The sequence below is a fragment of the Spirulina subsalsa PCC 9445 genome (assembly GCF_000314005.1).
In the GTDB taxonomy this organism is placed as follows: Bacteria; Cyanobacteriota; Cyanobacteriia; order Cyanobacteriales; family Spirulinaceae; genus Spirulina_A; species Spirulina_A subsalsa.
In genome coordinates this window covers 2,138,303-2,162,244 of the sequence record NZ_JH980292.1, presented here as the reverse complement: position 1 = coordinate 2,162,244, position 23,942 = coordinate 2,138,303, and the positions used below count along the sequence as shown (strand labels likewise).

General features: G+C 48.3%; 18 protein-coding genes and 1 tRNA gene. 12 read left to right on the top strand and 7 right to left on the bottom strand.

Annotation, left to right across the window (positions count from 1 at the left end; translation table 11 throughout):
- Positions 1-149 precede the first annotated feature (149 nt).
- Entirely contained in the window at positions 150-1,097 is a 948-nt protein-coding gene (locus SPI9445_RS0110060) for an RNA polymerase sigma factor, RpoD/SigA family (RefSeq protein WP_017304620.1), read from the bottom strand.
- A 542-nt stretch (positions 1,098-1,639) separates the two neighbouring features.
- Between SPI9445_RS0110060 and SPI9445_RS25090 the strand changes: the two genes are divergently transcribed.
- The 3 genes from SPI9445_RS25090 (at position 1,640) to SPI9445_RS0110045 (ending at position 7,207) form a co-directional block, all read left to right on the top strand.
- Positions 1,640-2,788, top strand: a complete 1,149-nt coding sequence (locus tag SPI9445_RS25090; protein ID WP_017304619.1) for a diguanylate cyclase domain-containing protein — start codon at positions 1,640-1,642, stop codon at positions 2,786-2,788.
- 675 nt (positions 2,789-3,463) lie between these two features.
- The gene (gene folE, locus SPI9445_RS0110050; protein ID WP_026079673.1) at positions 3,464-4,186 is read left to right on the top strand and encodes a GTP cyclohydrolase I FolE; all 723 of its coding nucleotides are present in this window, start codon (positions 3,464-3,466) and stop codon (positions 4,184-4,186) included.
- A gap of 663 nt (positions 4,187-4,849) precedes the next feature.
- Positions 4,850-7,207 carry an ATP-dependent Clp protease ATP-binding subunit gene (locus SPI9445_RS0110045; protein WP_017304617.1) on the top strand — a complete coding sequence of 786 codons (2,358 nt, stop codon included), beginning with the start codon at positions 4,850-4,852 and terminating at the stop codon, positions 7,205-7,207.
- Positions 7,208-7,329: 122 nt separating this feature from the next.
- Here SPI9445_RS0110045 and SPI9445_RS0110040 read toward each other — a convergent pair whose 3' ends face one another.
- Positions 7,330-8,175: a class I SAM-dependent methyltransferase gene (locus SPI9445_RS0110040; RefSeq protein ID WP_017304616.1), complete on the bottom strand. Its 846-nt coding sequence runs from the start codon at positions 8,173-8,175 to the stop codon at positions 7,330-7,332.
- A gap of 163 nt (positions 8,176-8,338) precedes the next feature.
- Complete coding sequence (locus tag SPI9445_RS0110035; protein WP_017304615.1) at positions 8,339-9,445, bottom strand: tetratricopeptide repeat protein; 1,107 nt, start codon at positions 9,443-9,445, stop codon at positions 8,339-8,341.
- A 105-nt stretch (positions 9,446-9,550) separates the two neighbouring features.
- Between SPI9445_RS0110035 and SPI9445_RS28435 the strand changes: the two genes are divergently transcribed.
- Positions 9,551-11,338, top strand: coding sequence for a TPM domain-containing protein (locus SPI9445_RS28435; RefSeq protein ID WP_017304614.1), 1,788 nt, complete (start codon positions 9,551-9,553; stop codon positions 11,336-11,338).
- A gap of 101 nt (positions 11,339-11,439) precedes the next feature.
- Here SPI9445_RS28435 and SPI9445_RS0110025 read toward each other — a convergent pair.
- Both SPI9445_RS0110025 and SPI9445_RS0110020 read right to left on the bottom strand, forming a co-directional pair.
- Positions 11,440-11,513, bottom strand: a tRNA-Pro gene (locus SPI9445_RS0110025).
- Between the two features lie 55 nt (positions 11,514-11,568).
- Positions 11,569-11,922, bottom strand: a complete 354-nt coding sequence (locus tag SPI9445_RS0110020) for a DUF1818 family protein (protein WP_237747950.1) — start codon at positions 11,920-11,922, stop codon at positions 11,569-11,571.
- Between the two features lie 100 nt (positions 11,923-12,022).
- Here SPI9445_RS0110020 and gcvH point away from each other — a divergent pair, with 100 nt between their 5' ends.
- Together gcvH and SPI9445_RS0110010 are read left to right on the top strand one after the other, a co-directional pair.
- A complete protein-coding gene (gene gcvH / locus SPI9445_RS0110015) occupies positions 12,023-12,418 on the top strand; it encodes a glycine cleavage system protein GcvH (RefSeq protein WP_017304612.1) in 396 nt (131 codons plus the stop codon).
- A gap of 36 nt (positions 12,419-12,454) precedes the next feature.
- Entirely contained in the window at positions 12,455-13,282 is an 828-nt protein-coding gene (locus SPI9445_RS0110010; RefSeq protein ID WP_017304611.1) for an MOSC domain-containing protein, read from the top strand.
- Between the two features lie 171 nt (positions 13,283-13,453).
- On the opposite strand, the gene SPI9445_RS0110005 is transcribed toward SPI9445_RS0110010, so the two are convergent.
- On the bottom strand, positions 13,454-14,881 hold the full coding sequence (locus SPI9445_RS0110005) for an isochorismate synthase (protein WP_017304610.1): 1,428 nt from the start codon (positions 14,879-14,881) through the stop codon (positions 13,454-13,456).
- Positions 14,882-15,100: 219 nt separating this feature from the next.
- Between SPI9445_RS0110005 and menA the strand changes: the two genes are divergently transcribed.
- From menA to larB, 4 genes are all read left to right on the top strand, one after another.
- On the top strand, positions 15,101-16,000 hold the full coding sequence (menA, locus tag SPI9445_RS0110000; protein WP_026079671.1) for a 2-carboxy-1,4-naphthoquinone phytyltransferase: 900 nt from the start codon (positions 15,101-15,103) through the stop codon (positions 15,998-16,000).
- A 14-nt stretch (positions 16,001-16,014) separates the two neighbouring features.
- A complete protein-coding gene (cobA, locus tag SPI9445_RS0109995; RefSeq protein WP_017304607.1) occupies positions 16,015-17,538 on the top strand; it encodes a uroporphyrinogen-III C-methyltransferase in 1,524 nt (507 codons plus the stop codon).
- A 37-nt stretch (positions 17,539-17,575) separates the two neighbouring features.
- Complete coding sequence (locus SPI9445_RS0109990) at positions 17,576-19,357, top strand: ABC transporter substrate-binding protein (protein WP_017304606.1); 1,782 nt, start codon at positions 17,576-17,578, stop codon at positions 19,355-19,357.
- Between the two features lie 119 nt (positions 19,358-19,476).
- On the top strand, positions 19,477-20,253 hold the full coding sequence (larB, locus tag SPI9445_RS0109985; protein ID WP_017304605.1) for a nickel pincer cofactor biosynthesis protein LarB: 777 nt from the start codon (positions 19,477-19,479) through the stop codon (positions 20,251-20,253).
- Between the two features lie 182 nt (positions 20,254-20,435).
- On the opposite strand, the gene SPI9445_RS0109980 is transcribed toward larB, so the two are convergent.
- The gene (locus SPI9445_RS0109980; protein WP_017304604.1) at positions 20,436-21,692 is read right to left on the bottom strand and encodes a BaiN/RdsA family NAD(P)/FAD-dependent oxidoreductase; all 1,257 of its coding nucleotides are present in this window, start codon (positions 21,690-21,692) and stop codon (positions 20,436-20,438) included.
- Positions 21,693-21,988: 296 nt separating this feature from the next.
- Here SPI9445_RS0109980 and SPI9445_RS0109975 point away from each other — a divergent pair, with 296 nt between their 5' ends.
- Complete coding sequence (locus tag SPI9445_RS0109975) at positions 21,989-23,296, top strand: DNA cytosine methyltransferase (RefSeq protein ID WP_017304603.1); 1,308 nt, start codon at positions 21,989-21,991, stop codon at positions 23,294-23,296.
- Between the two features lie 15 nt (positions 23,297-23,311).
- Positions 23,312-23,905 (top strand): class I SAM-dependent methyltransferase, encoded by a 594-nt coding sequence (locus SPI9445_RS0109970; RefSeq protein WP_017304602.1) that lies wholly within the window; start codon positions 23,312-23,314, stop codon positions 23,903-23,905.
- Positions 23,906-23,942 lie beyond the last annotated feature (37 nt).

Sequence of the window (23,942 nt, the reverse complement as noted above, 5' to 3'; positions counted from 1 at the left end):
AGCACTGTTACTAGGACTTCCGATTGGGAGCGAGAAAGTGCAAGGTTTTAGGGATAAAGAATCAAAAAGGCTTACCTTTTTCCGACTCCCCCCTGTTCCTTCCCGTTCCCTGTTTTCCACCCGGAGCAGACTGATTCAGCAAGTCCTAGTTAACTGGCTAGATATTCCTGCACTGAACCTTTCCGCTTGCGCAATTTATTCAAGGCCTCCCGTTCCAGTTGACGGACTCTTTCCCGGCTAATGTTGAGGAGAGTCCCAATTTTCGCCAAGGTCAGAGGTTGTCCATCCCGTAGCCCATAGCGTAAGGTCAAGACTTCACGCTGTTGGGGGGTGAGATCGGCCATCAGTTTTTCTAGATCCACTTGCAGGGCGGAATGGGTGGCGAAGTCTTCCGGGGAGGCTCCGGTATCTTCTAGGAGATCCCCAAGTTCGGTGTCTTGGTTATCCCCGACGCGCAAATCTAAGGAGAGGGGATGGCGGGAGCGTTCGAGGTACTCTCGAACTTGTTTGGGGTCTAAGTCCAAGGCTTCGCTCAATTCGGCAATGGTGGCCGCCCGTCCGAATTGTTGGGACAGTTGACGCTGGGTTTTTTTGATTTTGTTCAGTTTTTCGGTGATGTGAATGGGTAGGCGGATGGTGCGGCTTTTTTCGGCGATCGCCCGGGTAATCGCCTGACGAATCCACCAGTAGGCATAGGTGGAGAAGCGATACCCTTTAGTCGGGTCGAATTTCTCCACCCCGCGCTGCATTCCAATGGTGCCCTCTTGGATTAAATCCAACAGGTCTAAATTACGCTTAATATACTTCTTGGCTACAGATACCACTAAACGCAAGTTAGCCTCTACCATTTTCCGTTTTGCCACGTCCCCCAAGGTCAGGGTGCGCTGAAGTTCCGCCTCGCTTAATTGGGCGGCGGTTGCCCACTCACTGAGGGTGAGGGGTTGCTCACGCTCTTGGTCTAACTCCTCTTTCAAGTTCTGCAAGGCAATCCCGGCTTGCACTTGTTTCGCTAAGACAATCTCTTGCTCGTGGGTGAGGAGCGGCACGCGGCCGATTTCTTTTAAGTAGGTACGGACGGGATCTAGAGCAGTTTTCATGATTGACAATGGGACTAGAGATTTTAACCAATGGGTTCAGGCTTCGACCTTTCCCCCGTTTTCTTAAAGAAATTTGTTGAAGGATGATTAAGCTAGGAGAGAGAGTCTAAGGGCAGAACACATTCCCAGAGACATGAACCACAGGTTAACCGCAGACGGCTAAAATTCAGATTGAACCAAGGGGGTAAGGACGATTCAACTCGATTGTTCGAGGGGAGCAAATAAACTCAAAAACCCTCATTGTATCATTCCTCCGCAACATAGAGTTAACTTTCCGAACGTTTACAAACAAGTTTAGGGGCTGCCTTTCCAAACAAACTGTTGCGCAGATGGCAATTTTTTACATTTATGTTAAGTATTGTAACATTTCTTAAGAGATTCGTCACGGATTTTTCTTGATCTCCATCAATCCGACAAAGAACAGAGGAAACAAGGAGGCGGAAGGGTTACATTAGGAATCAAGCAAGGCTCAAAACAGGGGGTAATCCGTCTGAACTCTCAGTAACTGAGAAGCTCTTATTTTGTTCCATCCTGAAATTGCAATGAAAACCCAACTGCTCCAGGAACTCCAATATCATCGTCAACGGGTTTTAGAATTAGAGTGCCAACTCGCGGAGGAAGCAGACAGTCTGCTAGAGGACATTCCCCCGGCTTCACAACCAGAAACCCAAGACAGCAAGCGGGATTTATTGCAGAAAATCGAGACGAAAAACGCGGCTCTGTTGAGCCTGACGGAACAGCTTTTAGCCGAAGCAACAGAACGGGCTAAAGCGGAGGAGGAACTACGCACGGCGAAGGATCAACTCGAAGCCATTTTAGGCGCGGTGCCGGGGATTGTATCGTGGGTGAGTTCGGATTTACGTTATTTAGGAGTTAACCGCAACCTCGCTCAAATGTTCAACTTAACCCCTGAAGACTTTATCGGTCGTGATATTGGCTTTATGGGAACGGGGTCTGAGTTTTATAAGTTTATTTGCCAGTTTTTTGAGGGGTCTGAGCGGGAGGCGTTTCAGGAAATTACCTCAATTATAAGGGGTGAACCCCGATCCTATCTTATTGTGGGGCAAAAATACAACAATAATCAAGCGGCTTTTATTGTGGGGGTGGATATTACGGAGCGTCAACAGGCTTTGGCGGCTTTGGAACGGATGGCTTCGATGGACGGTTTAACCCAAATTGCGAACCGTCGCCGTTTTGATCAAGTTTTGGGGGATGAATGGCGACGAATGGCGCGGGAACGGCAGCCCTTATCCTTGATTTTGTGTGATGTGGACTATTTTAAACGTTATAACGACCATTATGGGCATCAGGCGGGGGATATTTGTCTTCAACAGGTGGCGGGGGCTTTAGCGGTTAGTGTGAACCGTCCGGGGGATTTGGTGGCGCGTTATGGGGGGGAGGAGTTTGTGGCGATTTTGCCTAATACGCCTCTAGAGGGGGCGATTCAGGTGGCGGAGTTGATGCGATCGCAGATTAAAACCTTAGAATTGCCCCATGCTGAGTCCCCAGTCAGTCCCTATGTGAGTTTAAGCCTCGGGATTGCCTCTTTAATTCCTACGTCCCAAGAACAACCAGAAGTCCTGATCACGGCGGCGGATCAAGCGTTGTACCGCGCTAAAGCTCAAGGACGCGATCGCCTCGTTGCTGCTCCTTCCATGTTATTGGATAAACGCCGAGAGTGGGGAACGTGAACTGGGGCTTGCGGAGAAAGTCCCCACTGCGACTCACTCATCACGATGACCTGTTCCCCAGCCACCCAAACGGGCTTATTTGTCAAGTAGCAAGAGGGGGGAGAAATGGGGAGCGAAAGTTCGGAATCTACTTCCTGAGAATGCCTAAGACGCGCCCTAGAAAATGGTATACTGTCGAATGTAACAATTTATTTACATTCAGTTTAGTTTTGAGCATTTTTTCAATGTTCATCCCATGGCAAGACCCGAGAGTTTAACTCGAATGCAGATCATGCCTGTGGTGTATAAACAGCACTTTCCCCAAGACCCATGAATTTCCATCCGATGAGTTCATCTCACAGGGCTAGTAATGGGTGATTGTAGTGCGCTGGTTTGATTCAGTTTCCCAAACTCAAGGGATCATCCCAAAAACCGAATGTCTCTGCGCAGGGGGGAGATTGTTGGCTTATGACTACCTGTAACAAACCCGTGAGTAGTCGTAGCTCAGGCGTTCTCCTAGCATGACCTAGGAATCGCGTAGCGTCTCGTCACGAGAATCGCGCCCCAGCACCACTCCCCAACACTCTGGGTTAAAACGCTCTCAGTGCAGGAGTGATTGGTTTACTGTGTTCGTTTGAGGAGTCTTTCCTCACCTTGTCCTCTCCAATTTAAAGGATTTTCTTTCCTAATTCTGTTATGACAATTACTGCCGCAAATGGTTCCAACGGTTCAACTCTTTCTGTAAAAAGCAATGGAGTCCTTTCTGTGAATTCTCCCGCCGGGATCGTGAGTCGTCCCGATCGAGCTACTCACAACGGTCAAAATGCCCAACCTCGTCCGGTGACAGAAGAAGCTAAAGCCGAAATGATGGAGGCTGTGAAAAAAATTCTCGAAGGGGTTGGAGAAGATCCCGAACGAGAAGGGTTGCTGAAGACCCCCAAACGGGTAGCCGAAGCCATGCAGTTTTTAACTCAAGGATATACCCAATCCTTAGAAACCATCGTCAATGGGGCAATTTTTGACGAAGGACACAACGAAATGGTTTTAGTGCGGGATATTGATGTGTTCAGTTTATGTGAACACCATATGTTACCTTTTATGGGGAAAATCCACGTCGCCTATATCCCTAATCAGAAGGTAGTGGGTTTAAGTAAATTGGCGCGCATTGTGGAAATGTATGCTCGTCGTTTACAAGTTCAAGAACGGTTAACTCGTCAAGTGGCTGAAGCGATTCAAGAGATTTTAGATCCTCAAGGGGTGGCTGTAGTTATGGAAGCGAGTCATATGTGTATGGTGATGCGCGGGGTACAAAAACCGGGTTCTTGGACTGTCACCAGTGCTATGGTGGGTGTTTTCCAAGAGGAGCAAAAAACTCGTGAGGAGTTCCTCAGTTTAATTCGTCACCAACCCAGTTTTTAGGGACTACAGGGAACAGGGGAGTCGGGAGTTGATTAGTATTCTCCATTACCTATTACCTCTCCCCTGCTCCCCAGTCAGGAATCGGCAAAACTCAAAAAGTGTCTCATTTGGGTCATTTAGTTCATTAATCTTAATGAAATTATTTGATGTTTGATTAAGTTATTAGGGTCTGGGTGGACAATATTTCAAAGCTAAGGCCTTCCGCTACACTCTTACAGCCTGTCCAGAAATAATCCGATCGGATCTGAAAGTCTCTCTCGCTTTCTGGGAGGGGGATTTAGGGTCAGGGGAATGTGGTAGGTGACTGGTGAAAAAGCTGTAAGTAAGGGAAAAATGAAAATAATAGAAATTGATGGGTGATCATTGGTAGTTGTTAATGGGGAATTGTAGAATTAAGGAGAAATGATCGGAAGCCTCTGGAATTGTTGCCTAGATTGCTTTGGTGTATTAACCCCGATGCCTGTCCTGCCTTAACCCAATTGAGATCGATAGTTATTGAGATGCTTATTGAGATCGATCAGCCAGGATTCCGGTTGACTGTTAGTTGATCCCCCCCCAATGGGTACGGAATATACCCCTACGGAAGTTGTATCCTGAATCGATAGAGTAGAGAAAGAAAGTTAACAGTAGTCAGTCCACCGTCCATTAATCACTGCCGCTATTATGTTTGAACATTTTATTGACACTGCCATTAAAGCTGTGATGCTTGCCCAAGAAGAAGCCCGACGTACCGGACATAATCTGGTGGGAACAGAACAGTTGCTCCTCGGCCTGATTGGGGAAGGAACCGCACTTGCGTCTCAAGTTCTCAGAACTCTAGGCATTACTCTGAAAGAGGCTCGGCAGGCGGTGGACGGCTTGATTGGTCGCGGCCCGGGCTATGCGCCCTCTAATATTCCTTTTACTCCCAAGGCAAAACAGGTCTTTGAACAGTCCTTTGAGGAAGCGCGCCAACTGGGACATACCTACATCGGCACGGAGCATTTACTGCTGGCCATTGTTAAAGAACAAGATAGTGTAGCGGCTAAGGTGTTGGAGAAGTTGGGGATTAATCCTCTGCAAATTCGCACCGAAATTATCCGCCGTTTAGGGGAAACGGCGACTTCTAGCGCTCCCTCAATGGGGAGTCGGCAAGAGGGGTCAATTTTTGGCGGCATGGCTCCGATGTCTAAGCCTAAATTAGAGGAGTTCAGCACGAACTTGACCCAGTTAGCCCAAGGGGGGAAATTAGACCCTATGGTAGGGCGAGAACGGGAGTTGGAACGCACGATTCAAATTTTGGGCAGACGGACGAAAAATAACCCGGTGTTGGTGGGAGAGCCGGGGGTGGGTAAAACGGCGATCGCAGAAGGACTCGCCCAACGGATTGTAAACAACGATGTGCCGGAATTGGTACAGGGAAAACAAGTGATTGCCCTGGATATGGGGGCGCTGATTGCCGGGACTCGCTTCCGGGGTGAATTTGAGGAACGGCTCAAGTCCATCATTCAAGAAGTGAAACAGGTGGGCAATATTATCCTAGTGATTGATGAGATTCATAATTTAGTGGGCGCTGGAGCAATTGGGGGCAGTGTGGACGCGGCCAGTATGTTAAAACCCGCCCTGGCTCGGGGTGAAATGCAGTGTCTGGGGACTACGACGCTAGATGAGTACCGCAAACACATTGAACGGGATGCGGCTCTAGAACGACGTTTTCAGCCTGTGACGATTGATGAGCCTTCGGTGAGTGAGACGATTGAGATTTTGTTTGGCTTGCGATCGCGTTATGAAGAACACCACAAAGTCGCCATCTCCAATGCTGCCCTCGTCGCGGCCGCCCAGTTCTCCGATCGGTATATTAGCGATCGCTTCCTCCCAGACAAAGCCATTGATTTGATTGATGAAGCCGGCTCCCGGGTTCATGTGCGAGACTCCATTGAGAAAAAACTGCACCCTGAAGCCCACACTTTACCCACCCCCATTGTGAATGAGGAAGAAATTGCCGAAATTGTCGCCTCTTGGACTGGCGTTCCGGTCCATAAACTGACTCAGCCGGAGTCCGAAATGCTCTTACACCTTGAAGCCCGCTTACACGAGCGCCTGATTGGTCAAAATGATGCCGTCAGTGCCGTTGCTCGGGCGATTCGTCGGGCTAGAGTGGGCATGAAAGACCCCAAACGCCCCATCGCTAGTTTCGTCTTCTCTGGACCGACGGGAGTAGGGAAAACCGAACTCACTAAAGCCTTAGCTAAATTCCTGTTTGGCGACCCAGATTCTATGATTCGGGTGGATATGTCGGAATTTATGGAATCCCATACTATCTCGAAACTGATTGGTTCTCCTCCGGGTTATATTGGCTATGACGAAGGGGGACAATTAACCGAAGCGGTGCGACGGAAACCCTACACCGTGATTCTGTTTGACGAAATTGAAAAAGCTCATCCCGATGTGTTTAATGTCCTGCTGCAATTGTTGGACGAGGGACGTTTAACGGATTCTCAAGGCCGGGTAGTGGACTTTAAAAACACTTTAATCATTATGACTTCTAATATTGGGTCAAAAGTGATTGAAAAAGGCGGCAGTGGTTTAGGGTTTGACTTGACCGACAACGACAGCGAAGCAGAATATCAGCAACTGCGGACGAAGGTCATGGACGAAATGAAAAATTATTTCCGGCCAGAATTTCTCAACCGTTTAGATGAAATTATTGTCTTCCGACAACTGAACCAAGATGAGGTCAAGCAGATTGCGGATATTTTATTACAGGAAGTGTGCGATCGCCTCCTAGAACAGCATGACCTCCCCTTGCAAGTCACCGAAGCCTTTAAGGATTTAGTCGCCAACGTCGGCTACAATCCCAGCCAAGGCGCAAGGCCGCTCCGTCGTGCCATTATGAACTTGTTAGAGGACAGTCTGGCGGAAGCTATCCTCACAGGTCAACTCCTGCCCAAAGAAACGGTCATCGCGGATGTGGATGATGATGGTCAGGTGACAGTTCTATCCGCCAGTCAAAGGGGACGACTCCTGCAAGCGGTGGGGTAGTCTGGAGGAAGAATAGGTGCTAGGGAGTCGGGAGTCGGGAGTCGGGAGTCGGGAATAGTTAATAATTATCAACTCCCCCTCTCCCCTGCCCCCCTGCTCCCCGTTCCCTGTTCCCCATTGAGCTAAATGGGCTTTTGATAGGCGAGAATCATATATTTCACCAACCAAAGACGACTCACTAAGGCAATGGTCAAGGTTTCTGCAAAAGCGGGGAACTGTGACCAGTCATAACCATTGCGAGCGCCAAACTTGAGCAAAAAGTCATAGGTGGGGAGGGTATTTCCTGTAATATCCCGCTCAATATGGGTCTGGAATCCCACCTCAGCCGCCAAGCGTTGATAGTCTTCTAGAGCATAGGTCGCATCAGAACGCCCATAAAAGCCACCGTTTTGGAATTGGAGTTGTAAGGCAATCAAGGGCGCAAACCAAGCTTGCGGCACGAAATCCGATAGGGCTAAATAGCCCCCCGGTTTTAACACCCGGAAGGCCTCCCGGAAAAATTGCCCTCGGTCGGGGAAGTGAAAAATACATTCTACAGCCAACACCCGGTCAAAAGAAGCATCGGGAAAAGGCAGTTGGCAAGCGTTCCCTTCGACCCAGTGGATTTGATTGCTACCTTGGGGGGTCACTTTTTGTTGCGCTTGTTCTAACTGACGCTCATCAATATTTAACCCCGTGAGCGTCATGTTTTGGAAGTTCTCATTAATACTTGCCACAGTCCCTCCGAAACCACATCCGGCATCTAAGAGGCTTTGTCCGTCCTGCACTAGGGCGGCGGTGTAAATTTCGTGGGTGAGTTGTTCGGCCGCTTGACAAAAATCCTCTGCTGTGTTCTGGGCATGACTGGGATCTGCCCAATACCCCCAGTGAACATGACGACCAAAAGCCTGCTCAAGATCACGGTCGCCGTCGGCAAAGCCTTGAAGGATTAAATCGAAGTAGGGGAGGTTAATGTTTGGTGGGGTCATGACTCATTATTGATTAATTCTGGCTCTTACAGGAAAACTGAGGAACTTTGTAACAAATTGTTGCAAAGTGTTGGTATGATAGACGGAAGCTAAGGGAAAAACCATGAGCATCGTAAGTTTGGGGAGGGTCTACCCCACTTTTCTTTCCCCAGTGCAACAACCTTTAGGGAGGGGTCAGGCGATCGCGCCAAAAGACCAAACCACTATAAAGTTGGAAGGCGGCATCCCACACACTGGGTCGTCGCCGTTCTAGTCTGACATAGGACGGAACACGCTCTAACATTTCCCGGAAGTCTGTGGCACTGTCGGCAAAGGTGCTGAAGTCTGACCAGAGGGGAATGTCGGGGAGGTGTTGATCTAAAAACCGGGTCAGTTGTTTCCAGTGGTGGCTGACGGTTTCTTGTTCCGGGGAATGATGGGGGGTGGTTTCTGGGGCAGTTTCTAGATTAATCCCTTTGCGGAATTGATAATTGCGATCGCAGAATCTCAAAATACAATGACGACTGGGAATATGGAGATCACAAAAGGGGACATAATCTTGAGTTTGGGTTTTCCGCTTTAGATTGCGTCTGGCATCAAACACCACCACCGATTCAAACAGAGGGATTCGCCCATCCACTCGTTGCCGCACCTCGGACCAATCAAAGGTAAAATTCCCCTCCTGCTGCTCCTTATTTTGACAACGAACCACCACCGATTGATCCACCGTTTGGAAATAATTGACCTCGAACACTTGGATTAAATCCAAACGATTCAACGCGAGGGCAAAACAGGGAATCTGAGACGCTTTTAAACAGTCGGCATAGTATTCCAGTTCACCAATTAAGCCCGTGCGATATAAACGCCAGCCACGACTGGGAATCTGTAAACGGGCGGTGTAGGCATCGGTGTTAATAATTTTGGCAAAGGATTCCGCCACCGTTGATTTTAACTCCGAGGGGACAGGTTCGAGGATTAACACCCCCAAATTATCGCCGCCGGGGGCTGATTTGGCTTGCTCTAGGGCGGCTTGTTTCTCTTGTTGTGCGATCGCCTCCAAACGCTGCAAAGCCTGACGAATTTGGCTAATCAGCTTAAAATTAGTCGTTTTCGGCAACAAATAGCGATAAATCTTTTCCGCCATCTCTCGCCGTCCCGTTTCCTCCTGTACCCGCCCCACATAAAACCGCACCCACAGATTATCCGGTTCCTGTTCCATCAAGGGTTTTAACAACTGCGTTGCCCGCTTATAATCTTGACGCTCGATTGCTTCCGCCACTTCCTTGAGCATAATTCCCCAACGGTCTTAGATATTGCGCTACTCTCCCATTTTATCCCTCGAATTGATAGCCTTAAGGCAGAGTAGAAAATATTCTCTACAATTGGGGCAGAAATCATGATCTATCGCCAACACCTCCTAAAAGCCTTATTCCCCCTTATTCTCATCATCCTTGGCTTGATCCTACAACCCAGTTGGAGTTATGCCCTCACCCCCGACCAAGTACCGAATCCCTACCAGACCTCTAATAACTGGGTGACAGATTTGGCGAATGTCATTGATAGCCCCACAGAACGTCAGTTAAATCAAATGATTTCCGACCTCGAAGGGACAAACGGTGCGGAAATTGTCATCGTAACCGTACCGCAAATTAATCAAGACTTCACCCCCAAACAATTCACCACAGAATTATTTAATCGTTGGGGCATTGGCAAAGCGGATCAAGACAACGGCATTTTATTTTTAACCTCCGTGGGAGATCGAGCCGTTGAAATTGAAACTGGGTATGGCATGGAAGGCATTTTACCTGATGGGAGAGTGGGGCGAATTTTAGATACTCATGTTGTGCCTTACTTCCGCAATGATGATTTTAATAACGGCATTTTAGCCGGAACTCAAGCCCTCATTCAAGTCGTACAAGATGAAACCTTTGATTTCACTTTGTCTCCGGTTTCTTATGTTCCTAATCTGCTTTGGATTTTGAGCGGAATTGCCGCCTTTTTTGCCTATCCTTTTTATCAATTTTCTCGCAAAAAATCACAAGAACCGCTTTTTGTCAACCTCGGAGATTATACAAAAATAACAGGCTTTGAAGCGAGGGAAAAACTCATCTATCTAGGGTTACGAGTGAGTGTATTTTTCCTCTTGTTTACCCTAACAGCTATTCCGGTTATCTTGACCTTGTATGCTGCCCCTAACCTTGCCTTGTTATCTGGGGTGACGATTCTCCTCTTGTTGTTTCTTTTCCTACTGTATAAATCCAATACCCTAAGCCAAATCCTAGAAACCCTCAAAACCAGTGACTCCTCAACCCGGTCAATGATTGTGATTTTCTGCCCAATTGGTGCGGCGATAGTAATTTTCCTACTTTTATATTTAGATTGGCACTTAATCGGTGACATTCTGGCCGTCAGTCTATTGGGGATGCTGATACCCCGTTATCAACGGATTAGTACCTCAATCCCGATTATTTTTCTGGCGATTTTTGGCAGTTTAAGCTTCTTCTTTATTTGGACAATGTATTATGACGAAGTGTGGGGATATGTGCCGACGCTACTGGGTGCATTAACTGAGGGGTTAGGACGCATTTCATCAGCAATACTTGCCAGTCTTGCCATCAGTGGATTAGGGTGTTTTCCTCTGGCGCGTAACCTTTTAAAATGGCAATTTAATATGGAGAAAGAACGCCATATCTTAATCCCGATTTATGATGCTGAATCTCAAGTGCCTATGGAGCGCTTAGAGGATGAAACGGTTCAATTGATTTTAACGGAACATCAAAAAGTTGCCCAAGATTTGGGTAACATGAAGTTTGAGGGCTGGTGCATTCCGGGAGAGGGAACGGTTGCTCGGGAAAATGTTTATTTGAAAGGATATGTTCAATCTAAAGGATGGGTGGGTTATGGTTATTTAGAATGTCCCGTTGGTCAAGAATTAACGGTTTCTAAAAAGTCGAAACAACTTAAACGACCGACGGAAACAAGTACCGGATTAAGAAGGATTACAGAGTCTTGTCAGTGTTGCGACTATCTCAAAGAATATGATGAAGTGATTCCCCGTCTGTCTTCTTCCTCTTCCTCTTCGTCTGGTCGTCGTAGTAGCGGCAGCACAGGTCGGAGTTCTAGGAGTGGGGGGAGTCGTGGGGGAGGTCGTAGTGGTGGGGGGGGTGCCGGGAGAAGGTTTTGAACCCATTTTCTTGATAGAAAAGGCGGAGCCATACAAAAGATCGGGTAAAATTATCTTCTACCCGATCTTTTCTAATAACCTGAACTAATTTTTGATCCGAATCGGAGCGGCGGGATTTGAACCCACGACCCCCACTACCCCAAAGTGGTACGCTACCAAACTGCGCTACGCCCCGATTGCTTTTCAGCTTAGTTATCCTAACACACTTTTTTAAAAAATAGCAAGGGGGGTTAGAAAATTTCTAGACCTGAGAGGGCTTGAAGCAGTGCGGGGACGGCATCGGGCGACCAATTGCCCTCACATTGGCGATCGCCCGAAACAATCAAACGCAGATCATAGGCCTGGGGAAACCCTTCCACCCCCACCCATAGCCCCTCACTTTCAGCCTCACAACTAATCCGTTCCTCCTCCATCAACTCCTCAGCCATTTGGGTCATAGTCGCGGCCAGTTGTGCCACCAAACGGCAAAAGGCTTGATATTCCCCCTCCGTTAGCTCAAAAGCCCAATCATCCCCCCCCACCATACCCTTGTAGCAGGGAGCCTCGTCATCCCAGCCTAAACGCCATCCGTTACCTTGTTTCAAAAATCGTGCCAAAACTTTACGCCCCTAGTCAGATTTCCGTTTTATAGTAAGTTTAAAACTGGCGCAGTCCTCTCCAAATCTTAAATTTCAGGAAAATACTATGGCTCTTGAATATCCAGATGACTTGAAGTATCTCGATACCCATGAATATGTCCGTCTTGACGGTGAAATCGCCACAATTGGCATTAGTGCCTTTGCCGTTGATCAACTGGGGGATCTTGTGTTTCTCGAATTGCCGGAAATTGGGGACTCCCTTGAAGCTGGCAAGAGTTTCGGCACCGTGGAGTCAGTGAAGGCTGTGGAAGAGTTGAACGCTCCGATATCGGGGACTGTGATAGAACGGAATGATGCCATGATTGACAATCCCGAAGCGATCGCCGAGGATCCCTATGGAGAAGGCTGGCTGGTCAAAATCCGTTTAGATAATCCCGACGGAGAACTAGACGAAGTGCTGACGGCCGACGAGTATCGATCCCAAGTGGAAGGCGAGGATTAAACCCCCTCCCAAGGCGTTCAGTGAGGATTAGCAACCATGCAGGTGAGCGAACTTACCATTTATCCCATTAAATCCTGTCGAGGGATTGCCTTGACAGAAGCTCAGGTTTTGAGCAAGGGGTTTTTGTGGGATCGAGAGTTCATGATTACTAATGAGCAGGGTCAATTCCTCACCCAACGGGACTTTCCCCAACTGGCGACCCTTGGGGTAACCATTGACGGGGAAAGGATCACCCTTTCTAGGGGGGATGAGGTGGCCCCCTTGAGGTTTCAGGCCACCCATCAGGGCCCCCGTTCAGTCGTTCAGGTTTGGCGCGATCGCACCCCCGCCATAGATCAAGGGGAAACCGTTGCCCAATGGTTAACCCAAGCCCTCGCCCTTCCCTTCCCCGTCCGGCTTTTTCGCCAATCGCCCCACCCCCTCCGCATCGCCGATCCCCACTATACCGGACGCACCGATCAGCCCGTCAGTTTCGCCGATGCCTACCCCTTCCTCCTAACCAATACAGCCTCCTTAGCCCAATTAAATCGCCGTTTAGAGGCCACCTATGGCAACTCTAGCCAACAAGTCCCCATGACCCGTTTTCGCCCCAATATCGTTATTCACAGTGAGGATCCCTTCCTTGAGGATCACTGGCAAACCTTACAAATTGGGGCGTTACGCTTTGCCGTGGTTAAACCCTGTAGTCGTTGCCTTGTCACCACCACCGATCAACAAACTGGAGAAAGAAACCCCCTCAAAGAACCCTTAAAAACCCTGAATACCTTCCGCAATCAAGGCGGCCAGATTATGTTTGGCCAGAACCTAATTCCCCTCACAGAAGGCCAAATTTCTGTAGGAGATCCCGTGAAAGTATTGAATTAGGTTCGTAGATAGGGCTTGCTGTTCACTTCGTGATGCTCCGCGTTCACTTCGTGACGCTTCGCGAACGCGAAGCGTTGCGTAGCAATATAACTCTACTCGTGGGGTTAGGGAACGGGGAACAGGGGGGGAGTTGAAAAAAGCAGGCCTTTTTGATTATTTATCCCTAAACCCTTAAATTAAAGTATTTAAAATAGTTTGTAACTTTAACTGAACCTCCGCTAATTCCTTCTCTGGATCAGAACCTGCCACAATCCCCGCCCCACCATACAAACGGGCTTGATTTCCCGTAATTAAAGCCGAACGAATCCCCACAATAAATTCACTATTCCCCGCCATATCTAACCAGCCTAACGGTGCAGCATAGAGTTCCCGATTAAAAAGCTCATAAGCTTGGATCTGCTGACAAGCCATTTGGCTAGGTAAACCCGCTACCGCCGGAGTAGGATGGAGTTGGGCTAAAATTTTGAGCGGATGGAGATGGCTGGGAACTGGGGCTTGAATCGGAGTCCAAAGGTGTTGAATATTCGCTAGTTTTAACAACTGCAAGGGGGAACTGTGAGCCGTAATGCCTAACTTTTTGAGTTGTTGGACAATATAATAGCTTACCGCTTGGTGTTCCCGTTTTTCTTTCTCACTATTTAATAACAGTTGGGCAAGTTTTACATCCTGTTGTGGGTTTTGGCCTCGGGGGGCAGATCCGGCTAAAGCATCGGTTTCTAACTGCCCATGCCACAAACTCATCAACCGTTCAGGACTCGCCCCGATGAAATATTGATCCTGTTTATTACTGGTGGAGAAAATATAGCAATCTGGGTGTTTTTGCCGTAAATTATATAAGGAGTGGATTAACTGAAACGCCACAGGAGAAATAACATCTAAACTATGGGCTAATACGATTTTATTTAATTTATTTTTAGCAATGAGATTGAGCGCAGATTTTACCGATTTTTTGAAGTTTTGCGGATAATTTGCAACGGTTTCTAAAGAGGAAGTATAGGGAAGATTTTCTGAGAGTTTCCAGTAGTTACTTTTTTGACAAATTTGGTTTACCTTTTGCTGAAAATGATTAATCTCTTCTAAGATTTTGTTTAAATTGGATTGAGGGTGAATCGAGAAATTGAGAACTAAGCTATAATGATTCTGTCGTCGTGTAATTTGAACTTGGGGGAAAAAGACCGTCGCGGGAGAAAAACAGGATTGGCTCTGGATAGCTTGGTCAAAAAAGGTAAAAGTTGCAAAAAATTTAGCCGGATTAATCGGCTGGGAATTGGTGGTAATTTTGAGAATTTTTTTCTGATGTTCAGTGATGAAAGCTTCCGCTTCCTCAAAGCGTTTTTGACCCGAAAAATGAACCGCTAACACTTGCCCCATTGCAGCAATAGCCGTTTGTTTTTTACCGTTCTCCCAATAAAAATGGAGTTGATGGGGGCGTAAATATTCCTGTAAAAAGAGTAAGGGATCAAGGGGGGGGATAGACTGGGCTAAACTGACGATTTGGGGACAGTTTAAAGCAATCGCTTGTTGTTGACAATTCCAGAGGGAATTGTACAGTTCGTGAGATTCTAGGGTGAGATCGGCAAGACAGGGAATGGCTGACATGGGGGCAAAAACGTGAATTTTTTTATATTTTTATTAAAATTGTCTTGACAGAAATGAGATGTCTAGGGAGGATGTTTCCCGGTCGTAGTTGCTGTCCGTTAGCAGTTGCTGTCCGTTGGCAGTTGCTTAGGATGCACTCTCTGGTTCTCAGTCAGAGCAGCATGATTCGACTGAGGAAGTTTTTTATTCATAGTATCGAACAAAGGTGTTTTCTGTCCCATGACTACGACAAATTTTTCCCCAGAGTCACGTCGTGAACTTTGGTGGGCTGCCATTAAGCCCCCCATGTACACCGTTGCAATTACACCGATTTCTGTCGCAACGGCGGCCGTTTATGGGGTAATAGGCCAGATCAATGGGTTTCTATTTGGGCTGTTTTTAATCTCAGGAATTGCGGTGATTGCTTGGATTAATTTGAGTAATGATGTTTTTGATTCAGAGACAGGAATTGATCAAAATAAAGCCCATTCCGTGGTGAATTTAACCGGGAACAAATCTCTGGTTTTTTGGCTCAGTAATGCCTGTTTACTGGTTGGTATTAGTGGGATTGGTGCGATCGCCTTTTTCCAACAGGATTGGCGTGTCCTCGGTGCGATCGCCCTCGCCTGTGCATTAGGCTATACCTACCAAGGCCCCCCCTTCCGCTTAGGATACCAAGGATTAGGGGAGTTGATCTGTTTAATCACCTTTGGCCCCCTGACCTTTCTCGCCGTCTGTTACTCCCAAGCCTCCCCCCCCTCTCCTACCCTCTGGGGCGCTTCCCTCTTTGTGGGGATTAGCACCGCCATTATCCTGTTTTGTTCCCATTTCCACCAAGTCGAAGACGACTTAGCCGCCGGGAAGCGTTCCCCCATTGTCCGTCTCGGCACCGCCAAAGGCTCCACCGTTTTGGCTGTCTCTACGGCCAGTTTATACGTCCTTACGCCCCTTTTCATCCTCTTAGGCTACTTTTCCCCTTGGACTCTCCTTTTGTTCTTCACAGTGCCTGTAGCCTACGAATTAGTGCATCATGTGGGGCAATACCACAATCAACCGGACAAGGTGCGCAACTGCAAATTTATTGCCGTAAAACTTCACTTTTGGACAGGTTTAGTCTTAAGTTTAGGCTTAATCCTCTAGCCCCCTGATGAACTATGAGATCCTCTGGAAAAGTCTACTTAGTCGGGGCTGGAGTCCAAAACCGAGGCACCCTGACCCAACAAGCCCTAAACCTCCTAAAACAGGCAGAAGTCCTGATTTATGATGCCCTCGTTGAGGATGACCTGTTACAGTATGTTCCCCCCCAGTGTGAGGTCATCGACGTAGGCAAACGGGGGGGCAAACCTAGCACCCCTCAAGGGGAAATTAATCAACTCCTAGTGAAATACTGCCAAAAAGGGAAACAGGTTATTCGCCTCAAAAGTGGAGATCCCCTGATCTTCGGGCGGGCGCGGGAAGAAGTAGAAGCCCTACAAGCGGCCCATTGTGCCTTTGAAATTGTCCCCGGCCTCTCCTCCGCCCTCGCTGCCCCCGCTTTAGCCGGAATTCCCCTCACGGACAAACACTTAAGCGGTTGTTTTGCCGTCCTCAGCGCCCACGCACCCCATACCCTCAACTGGCAAGCTCTGGCTCAAATAGATACACTTGTATTGCTTATGGGGGGTCGTAATCTGCCCCAGATTGTGGAACAGTTGAAAAATCAGGGCAAATTCCCCAGCCACCCCGTCGCCATCATCCAGAATGGAGGCAGCCCGAACCAACAGACTTGGGTGGGAACCTTAGCTGATATTGTAGAGAAAACGGCAGGGGTTGCCCTGTCCCCTTGTATTATCGTCGTGGGCGAAGTTGTGAGCTTACAGAATACCTTTCAATCCCCCCAGTCCTCTCCCTTAGCGGGAAAAACCGTCCTCGTCACCCGGTCTGCGGAACAGGCCAGCATTTTTAGCACCTTGTTAGAACAACAAGGGGCGAGGGTGATGGAGATGCCGACGCTAGAGATTACGCCGCCGAGTAGTTGGGAAGGATTGGATCAGGCGATCGCGCAACTCCCCCAATTTGACTGGCTCATCCTCACCTCCGCTAACGGGGTAGAGTTCTTTTTTAACCGTCTCGCGACCCTAGAACAAGATATCCGTTGTCTCGCTGGGGTCAAAATTGCCGTAGTGGGTAAGAAAACCGCCAAATTCCTACAAAAACGGGGCCTCCAACCGGATTTTATCCCCCCCAACTTCGTCGCCGATGCCCTGGTTGAACATTTCCCCGAATCCCTCGCCAAGAAAAAGATCCTATTTCCCCGCGTAGAAACCGGAGGGAGGACAGTATTAGTCGAAGAACTAAGCCACCAGGGGGCTGAGATAACCGAAGTGGCGGCCTATGAGTCCGGTTGTCCGGCAACCATTGACCTAACCGCCCTGAGCGCCCTACAACAGGGGAAAATCGACGTGATCACCTTCGCCAGTTCTAAAACCGTGCGCTACTTTGAACAACTGTTAAGCCAAGCGGTAGGACTTGAAACGGTTTCCCCCTTACTGAAAAACCTCTGTCTGGCATCCATTGGCCCCCAAACTTCCCAGACTTGTGAGGAACTCTTTCAGCGCGTCGATGTGGAAGCGGTAGAATTCACCCTCGAAGGCCTCACCGAGGCGATTGTAAACTGGGCGAATCCCGAAAAACCGTGATACCTTGGATAGAATTGACCCACTGACTGATGATATGATGGCCCTTTTAACTTTCCGCACAATGGGCAAATGGCGACGGTTTTGGGTAATGTTACTCTTAGGAGCGATCGCCTTTTCCGGTATTCTCTCCGGCTGTCGTTCCCTCTTCGTCTCCCAAGCTGCCCAAGTTCCCCAACTGGTGTTAAGCATCTTAAGTGACCCGAAAACCTTTAACGCCGTCCTTTCGGCAGAATCCCCCAACATCTTTGGCTTAACCTATGATGGGTTAGTGAGAGAAAACCCAATCACCGGAGAAATTGAACCCGTCTTAGCCGAATCTTGGGACTATTCCGACGATCAATTAAGTTTAACCTTCACCCTCAAAGAAAACTTAAAATGGTCCGATGGAGAACCATTAACCGTTGATGATGTTGTCTTTACCTACAATCAACTTTACCTCAACGAAGACATCCCCTCCAACGCCAGAGATAGCTTAAGAGTGGGACAAGATCAAGTCCTGCCCGAAGTGGAAAAAGTAGACGAACGACGAGTTAGATTTTCCGTCGTTGAACCCTTTGCCCCCTTCCTCGCCAACACCGGACTCCCCATCTTACCCGCCCACGCCCTGCGAGAATCCGTCGAACAAAAAGACTCAAGCGGCCGACCTTTATTTATGTCGAAATGGGGCATTGATACCCCCCCCGAAGAGATTGTTTTTAATGGCCCCTATGTTCTCAAAAATTACACCACCAGTCAGCGCGTTATTTTTGAAAAAAATCCCTTTTATTGGGATACAAAACCCACCGGGGAACAGAAACCTTTTATTGAACGAGTGGTCTGGCAAATTGTTGAATCCACCGATACATCATTCTTGCAATTCCGCTCTGGTAGTTTAGACTCTATTAGTGTTGCCCCAGACTTTTATTCCCTATTAAAACGGGAAGAAGAGCGAGGAAAATTCACGATCTATAACGGCGGCCCCGCTTACGGGACAAGCTTTATTACCTTTAACTTAAACCAAGGCAGTCGTAACGGTAGACCCTTAGTTGATCCCATCCGTTCCCGGTGGTTTAATAACGTCAAATTCCGTCAAGCTGTCGCCTACGGTATTGACCGTCAACGGATGATTAATAACCTCTATCGGGGCTTAGGAAGAAAACAAAATTCTCCCATTTCCATTCAATCTCCCTTTCATGATGACAGTTTAATCGGCTATGACTACAACCCAGAACGGGCGAAAGAATTGTTATTAGAAGCCGGGTTTCAATACAATGAAGCCGGGCAGTTATTAGATGATCAGGGAAACTTAGTGCGCTGGTCTTTAATAACCAATGCGGGCAACAAAATCCGGGAGGCGATGGCTTCTCAAATTAAGCAAGATTTAGAACAATTGGGGATGCAAATTGATTATGCGCCCTTGGCTTTTAATGTGTTAGTAGATCGTCTCAGTAACTCCTTGCAATGGGAATGTTGTCTGTTAGGATTAACGGGGGGAAATGAACCTAACGACGGGGCGAATGTGTGGTTTCCTGAAGGAAACCTACATATGTTTAACCAAAAACCCCAAGCGGGACGAGAACCGATTGAGGGCTGGCAAGTGGCCGACTGGGAAAACCGCATCGCGGATTTATACATTGCCGGGGCGAGAGAATTGGATTTTGACAGACGCAAGGCGATTTATGTAGAAAGTCAGCAAATTACTAACGAGTATTTACCTTTTATTTACTTGGTGAATCCTTTATCTTTAAGTGCTGTGCGCGATCGCATTCAAGGCATCGAATTCTCCGCCCTCGGTGGTGCATTCTGGGATCTCCCTAATTTAACGATTGCCAGTGAATAGGGGAATGGGGAACAGGGAATAGGGAATAGGGAATAGGTAATCATTATCAACTCTCCCTCTCTCCCCCTCTCCCCGTCTCCCCCTCTCCCGACTCCCGACTCCCGACTCCCCCTCCATCCATGACCGATCCAAACATCCTCCAAATCCTAGAAGCTGTTTCCGCCGGGTATTTAAGCCCCACCCTGGCCCAAGAGAAACTCCGGCAACTCAGCTATGAATCCGTCGATCATTTCGCCAAAATCGACACCCAACGGCAAGCGCGCACAGGATTTCCCGAAGTGATTTGGGGACAAGATAAAACCCCCGAACAAATCATCCAGATTATGGAGAAAATGCGCCCCCATCAAGCCGTCATCCTCGCGACTCGCGTTTCTCCCACCGTCGCCGCCACCATTCAGGCTCATATCCCCGACGTGATCTATCACGAAAGGGCGAGAATTTGCGCTCTAGGGCATCCTGAACCCAATCCAGACCTTTTAGGTCAAATCACCATCTTAACGGCAGGAACAGCCGATTTACCCGTTGCAGAAGAGGCGGCCATCACGGCGGAATTATTCGGTTTTCGCGTTGAGCGACTCTGGGATGTGGGAGTGTCGGGGATTCAGCGCCTCTTGAGTAATCGTCACCTGATTGATAATGCAGATGTATTAATTGTGGTGGCAGGGATGGAGGGGGCGCTGCCGAGTGTGGTGGGGGGATTAGCCAATTGTCCGGTGATTGGCGTTCCCACCAGTGTGGGGTATGGGGCAAATTTTGCCGGGGTAGCGGCCTTGCTGTCTATGTTGAATTCCTGCGCGGCCGGAGTTGGAGTGGTGAACATTGATAATGGTTTTGGGGCGGCCATTTTAGCTGGGCAAATTTTGCGCACGGCGACGAAAATCAGTAGGACTGGCTGAAAAAAACACACCACACCTAGCTCTCTTCTGTCACTCTGGAAGGTTTTAACGAATCTTCGCTTATATAGCGTCTAATAACTTGGACGACCCTATTTTATAGGGTCTTCAATTTTGGACACAACCGGATTTTCCTGACCCCCCGTTCCCCGTTCCCTTGACTTCTAACGTTGAGCCTTAACTTGTCAAGATTGGCTATTCCCTAGTCCTTGTCCGGCTAACCAACCTGTAGTCCAAGCATTTTGGAAATTAAACCCTCCGGTGATGCCATCAATATCTAGAATCTCTCCAGCAAAATGAAGCCCCGGACAACAACGACTCTCCATGGTTTTAAAATTAATTTCGCTTAATTTAATCCCGCCACAGGTAACAAATTCTTCCTTAAAAACCCCTTTCCCCAGAATGTGATATTCTCCCCCGGTTAATTCCTGCACTAAGGCATTCAGGGCGGCCTTGGTTAACTCTGTCCAAATCCGTTCCTCTTCGATGCCCACCGTTGTTAAAAAACGCTGCCATAAACGCTTTGGCAGGTCAACCGGACAATAATTGCTGATTTTGCGCTTAGGGGTGGCTTGTTTCGTGGCTAAAAGATGTTGACGGAGGGTTTCCGGGTTAAATTCAGGCAGCCAATTGATCCGTAACGGGAGTTTATACTGATGTTCCTGTAAAACTCGCGCCCCCCAAGCCGAGAGTTTCAAAATAGCGGGGCCACTCAGTCCCCAGTGGGTGATTAAAATGGGTCCGGTTTGACTGAATTTAGTCTTACCGGGGGTTTGTAACGTAACGGTGACAGACTCGACACTTAATCCCGCTAAACCTTGTAAACGCGGGTCTTTTAGATTGAAGGTAAAGAGAGAGGGAACCGGGGGAATCACTTGATGACCAAGGGTTTGCGCCCAACGGTAGCCTGTGGGATGACTTCCTGTGGCGATGAGAAGGCGATCGCACCGTAACCCCTCCCCCGACTTCAACCCCACCTCAAACCCCCCCGACTCCAAGGGTTTTACCCCCTGCACCGGGCAGCCCGTCCGCAAGATAACCCCCACCTCCCGCGCCGTCCCCAGCAAACAATCTACAATTGTCCCAGAATCATCCGTCACCGGGAACATACGCCCATCCCCCTCCGCCTTCAACCGCACCCCCCGCGACTCAAACCAAGCCACCGTATCCCTCGCCCCGAAGCGCGTTAAAGCCCCTCGCAGCGCCTTCCCCCCGCGAGGGTAATTCTGACTAAACAAAGCCACCTCAAAACAATGATGGGTCACATTACAGCGCCCCCCACCGGAAATCCGCACCTTCCCTAAAGGCGCTCGTCCCGCCTCCAAAATCGTCACCCTCGCCCCACAGTCGGCCGCCGTAATCGCCCCAAAAAAACCTGCTGCACCGCCACCAATTACTAAAATCTGGCCTTGATTTGTCAAATTGCCCAACCTCCGTGACATACTCCCAAAACCGACCGCTTAGGCGGCAAGTTGCGGGCTTCTCCTCGGAGTTGCCCCAGCCCCACTGCTTTGATGAGTATTCCAGTAATTAATTGTAGCACTTTAAAGGTACACTTATATGTGTTAAATGAATTGTCAAGTTTTTTACTAACATTCAACACTTTTGATTCAAAAGAAGTAGCCCATGATTTGGACTGTGCTTGTGATAAAATCCCTAAACACAAACTGTGACCCCCATTGTAGGCATGACGTGCTACTCTCCCATGGCAAGCCATTCGATGATCAGCCATTGCTTCATGAATGCCCCTACTGTTCCCTTATCTCCTTCTAGACGACCTATTGCGGTAGATTTATTTGCCGGGGTGGGGGGGTTTTCGTTGGGTATGGAACAAGCGGGGTTTGATGTTGTAGTTGCCATAGAAAAAGACCCCATTCACGCGGCAGCTTATCACTATAATTTCCCCCAGACACGGGTTTTGTGTGCTGATATTACGACCGTTTCCGGGGCAGATATTTTAAGCTTAATGGGGCAACAAGTCCCCCAGTTACAACAAATTGATCTCGTTTTTGGAGGGCCGCCTTGTCAAGGGTTTTCTATTATTGGCCCTCGCAATCCCAAGGATGCGCGTAATCAATTAATTTTTGAATTTTGTCGCTTAGTGAAGGAGTTACAACCGCGTTATTTTGTTTTAGAAAATGTCCCCGGATTGAAACAGCAAAAAAACCAGTATCTGTTACGACGGTTAAAACGGGAATTAAGAGGGGCCGGGTATCAAATTACAGAACGGGTTAGAATCCTCAATGCGGTGGATTTTGGAGTGCCTCAAACTCGAAAACGGTTGTTTTTGTTAGGTTGTCAAGAGGGGGCTGCGAAATTCTGTTATCCCCCCGTTCAAAAGAATCCCCCCACGGTGCGGGATGCGTTGCAGGATTTGCCCAATTTAGACGATTTTCCCCATCTTTACCAGAGTGATGAGTTGTGGCTCTCTTCGAGGGAATTAAGGGCATTAGAGGACGCGATAAGCCCCTATGGGGGACGATTACGAGGTAGGGGGGATAGGGGAAATTTGGCCTATCCCCGTCGCTGGGACCCTCATTGCTTGACGGGATTTCGCCGCACTCAACACCAAGAAAGCACCATTGAACGGTTTCGCCAAACTCCTTCGGGGCAACGGGAGGGTATTAGTCGTTTACGCAAGTTGGGCTGGGAGGAATACTGCTGTACGTTGCGGGCAGGGACTTCTTCAGAACGAGGGAGACACACCTCAGCCCGTCCTTTACATCCGGAGTATGAACGAGTGATTTCTGTGCGGGAAGCAGCGCGTTTACATTCCTTTCCTGATTGGTTTAGTTTTCATGTGACGAAGTGGCACGGATTCCGACAGGTGGGGAATTCTGTGCCTCCGTTGTTAGGTCGCGCCATTGGACAACAGGCGATCGCCGCGCTGCAAGTCACGCCCTTTTCTCCTAGTATAGTTTTGGAATTAGGCGATCGCCAACTCCTCCAATTTACCCCCAGCCAAGCGGAACAATACTTTCTTCGCGTCCTAGAGACAAGCCCATCCCCTTATGGGAGGGGTAACTTGACTCAACAACATCTTTAAACCTCCTTTTTGCCCATGCCTGAACCCCTTTTAGAACCGCTTTTACGGCAATTTCGCACTCAACGAGTCGTCCGACATATTCCCCCTCACTCTATCTTATTAGATATTGGTTGTGGAGTTTCTGGGTGTTTTTTACAGTCCATTTCTCATCATATTAAAAAAGGGGTTGGAGTTGATTTTAAAGTTCAACCCCATAAAACAGGTAATATTGAAACCCTAAAACTCAGACTAGACCACCAACTCCCTTTTCCTGACCAAAGTTTTGAAATTGTCACCATGTTAGCGGTTCTAGAACACATCGAACATGAACAGGCTATTCTCCAAGAAATTCATCGCGTTCTCGTCCCTAACGGAAAACTTATCCTCACCGTTCCCTCCCTTTGGGCCCAGCCCATTTTAGAATTTTTAGCCTATCGCTTAAAATTAGTTAGTGAAGCGGAAATCCGAGATCATAAAAGATACTATAACCGACAAAAACTAAAACAATCTTTAGTCATTCAAGCGGGATTTCAAGACTTTTATCACCAATACTTTCAACTAGGGATGAATAACTTCTGCACCGTAATTAAAAAACATCCTATTCCTTCCCCAATCCCCCCCCCTCTCTAAATCTACCCTTGGATCTTGTTCCCCTGTACCCTATCCT

What these genes read in the sequence shown, in the direction of transcription:
- gcvH (WP_017304612.1), top strand. Translation starts at nt 12,023, where the DNA reads ATGGCTCTTGAATATCCAGATGACTTGAAGTATCTCGATACCCATGAA.
- SPI9445_RS25090 (WP_017304619.1), top strand. Translation starts at nt 1,640, where the DNA reads ATGAAAACCCAACTGCTCCAGGAACTCCAATATCATCGTCAACGGGTT.
- SPI9445_RS0110010 (WP_017304611.1), top strand. Translation starts at nt 12,455, where the DNA reads ATGCAGGTGAGCGAACTTACCATTTATCCCATTAAATCCTGTCGAGGG.
- SPI9445_RS0109990 (WP_017304606.1), top strand. Translation starts at nt 17,576, where the DNA reads ATGGCCCTTTTAACTTTCCGCACAATGGGCAAATGGCGACGGTTTTGG.
- SPI9445_RS0110045 (WP_017304617.1), top strand. Translation starts at nt 4,850, where the DNA reads ATGTTTGAACATTTTATTGACACTGCCATTAAAGCTGTGATGCTTGCC.
- SPI9445_RS28435 (WP_017304614.1), top strand. Translation starts at nt 9,551, where the DNA reads ATGATCTATCGCCAACACCTCCTAAAAGCCTTATTCCCCCTTATTCTC.
- folE (WP_026079673.1), top strand. Translation starts at nt 3,464, where the DNA reads ATGACAATTACTGCCGCAAATGGTTCCAACGGTTCAACTCTTTCTGTA.
- SPI9445_RS0110035 (WP_017304615.1), bottom strand. Translation starts at nt 9,445, where the DNA reads ATGCTCAAGGAAGTGGCGGAAGCAATCGAGCGTCAAGATTATAAGCGG.
- SPI9445_RS0110005 (WP_017304610.1), bottom strand. Translation starts at nt 14,881, where the DNA reads ATGTCAGCCATTCCCTGTCTTGCCGATCTCACCCTAGAATCTCACGAA.
- SPI9445_RS0110040 (WP_017304616.1), bottom strand. Translation starts at nt 8,175, where the DNA reads ATGACCCCACCAAACATTAACCTCCCCTACTTCGATTTAATCCTTCAA.
- SPI9445_RS0109975 (WP_017304603.1), top strand. Translation starts at nt 21,989, where the DNA reads ATGAATGCCCCTACTGTTCCCTTATCTCCTTCTAGACGACCTATTGCG.
- cobA (WP_017304607.1), top strand. Translation starts at nt 16,015, where the DNA reads ATGAGATCCTCTGGAAAAGTCTACTTAGTCGGGGCTGGAGTCCAAAAC.
- SPI9445_RS0109980 (WP_017304604.1), bottom strand. Translation starts at nt 21,692, where the DNA reads ATGTCACGGAGGTTGGGCAATTTGACAAATCAAGGCCAGATTTTAGTA.
- menA (WP_026079671.1), top strand. Translation starts at nt 15,101, where the DNA reads ATGACTACGACAAATTTTTCCCCAGAGTCACGTCGTGAACTTTGGTGG.
- SPI9445_RS0110060 (WP_017304620.1), bottom strand. Translation starts at nt 1,097, where the DNA reads ATGAAAACTGCTCTAGATCCCGTCCGTACCTACTTAAAAGAAATCGGC.
- larB (WP_017304605.1), top strand. Translation starts at nt 19,477, where the DNA reads ATGACCGATCCAAACATCCTCCAAATCCTAGAAGCTGTTTCCGCCGGG.
- SPI9445_RS0109970 (WP_017304602.1), top strand. Translation starts at nt 23,312, where the DNA reads ATGCCTGAACCCCTTTTAGAACCGCTTTTACGGCAATTTCGCACTCAA.